The 1,312-nt window shown below is 64.2% G+C and carries 2 protein-coding genes and 2 pseudogenes; 1 reads left to right on the plus strand and 3 read right to left on the minus strand.

From position 1 onward, the window contains the following. A pseudogene (locus EOA27_RS36780) lies at window positions 1–426 on the plus strand (phosphodiesterase); the annotation flags it as partial. Window position 427: 1 nt separating this feature from the next. Here the strand turns inward: EOA27_RS36780 and EOA27_RS36785 are convergent. From EOA27_RS36785 to EOA27_RS36795, 3 genes and pseudogenes are all read right to left on the minus strand, one after another. Next, complete coding sequence (locus EOA27_RS36785; protein ID WP_127258753.1) at window positions 428–826, minus strand: type II toxin-antitoxin system VapC family toxin; 399 nt, start codon at window positions 824–826, stop codon at window positions 428–430. Beyond that, on the minus strand, window positions 823–1,098 hold the full coding sequence (locus EOA27_RS36790) for an AbrB/MazE/SpoVT family DNA-binding domain-containing protein (protein ID WP_126081046.1): 276 nt from the start codon (window positions 1,096–1,098) through the stop codon (window positions 823–825). The genes EOA27_RS36785 and EOA27_RS36790 overlap by 4 nt, the downstream gene beginning before the upstream one ends. Window positions 1,099–1,154: 56 nt before the next feature. Beyond that, a pseudogene (locus EOA27_RS36795) lies at window positions 1,155–1,312 on the minus strand (ABC transporter ATP-binding protein); the annotation flags it as partial.

Genomic DNA, 1,312 nt, shown 5'->3' on the forward strand with positions numbered 1-1,312 from the left:
GGCGAGTTGTGCGACGACCGGCTCGGCTGGCTCGATGCCAGGCTCGCCGAGGTGGCGGGGAAGGCGGCCTATATCTTCCTGCACCATCCGCCGGTCGAGCTCGGGCTTACGCTGCTCGACCCGCTCGGGCTCGAGCAGCCGCAGCGGCTCATCGACGTGCTGACGCGCCACGGCAATGTCCGCTACATCTTCTTCGGCCATGTCCACCGCGACATCGCCGGCACCGTCGCCGGCATTCCGTTCTCGGTGCAACGGGGCCTGCATGCCCGCTTCATGCTCGACGTGGTCGGCGACGAGATGGTCGAGCAGGCGCCGCCCGCCTATTCGATCATCCTGATCGACGGGCAGCGCGTCGTTATCCACAGCCACGACTTTCTCGAGCAATGGCCGCTCTGGTCGCCGGCGACGGGACAACGCGTGCGGTAGATCACTCGAGCAGCAGTGTGGGCGTTCCCTGTCCTTCGACCAGCTTTGCCGCTTTTCTATCGAAGGACACGAAGGTTTCGCCGCCGAGCCACTGACCGTCGAACGCTATCACGCCGTCGGCGAAATCTCCGCCGGCGTCGAGCACGGCCTGGCCAGCCTCGATCGTTGGTCGGTTGGCTACGACGTTGCGCATATCGAGGATGCGACGGATCGAGGCTGATATGTCGGGCCGCGCGACCCGGTAGCTTCTGTCCAGCACCCAAACGAACTCGCAGAGCGCTTGAACGCTGATCGCGACCAGTTCGGCCCTTTCCAGGGTCTCGGCTGCGGTCTGCTGCTGCGCTTCGTCGTCCCCGACAATGAGCCACAACAGCACGTTGGTGTCGAGGCTGACCTTCACTTGCGCTCGATTCCGCGCATCCCGCTCGAAGCGCCGGCGTCGGCGATCGCATCGTTGATCTCCTCGATCGAAAGCCGGGCGCCGTTGGTTTTGCCCTTGAGCATCCCGCTCAGCTCTTGCCAGGAGCCCTTGCCCTGGTCGGCTTTCAGCTCCGCCCGGCCACCAGGTAGAAGATCAAGCCTGATCTTGTCACCGGGCTGGATGCGGAGGTGCTTGAGCACATCCTTCCGGAACGTGACTTGGCCACGCGCTGTAACTGTCAATGTCGTCATGGTGCAGCCTCCGGCTGCTGAAGATAATGCAGAATTGCATTATTTCAAGGCGGAGATTAAGCGAATACGTGCGCCTTGCCGGTGACGGTCAGCCGCACGATCTCGCCGATGGACGGCGCGTCCATGCCTGTCCTGCGCAAGACGAGCGGCGTGTTGCCGATGGCGGCCGCGTCCGGCGGATCCGGGCTGTTGAGCAGCCGTACCGCCACGGTGC

This window comes from Mesorhizobium sp. M2A.F.Ca.ET.037.01.1.1, from assembly GCF_003998075.1.
GTDB lineage: Bacteria > Pseudomonadota > Alphaproteobacteria > Rhizobiales > Rhizobiaceae > Mesorhizobium.

Coding starts and splice junctions, on each gene's coding strand:
- EOA27_RS36790 (WP_126081046.1), bottom strand. CDS start 1,098: ATGACGACATTGACAGTTACAGCGCGTGGCCAAGTCACGTTCCGGAAG.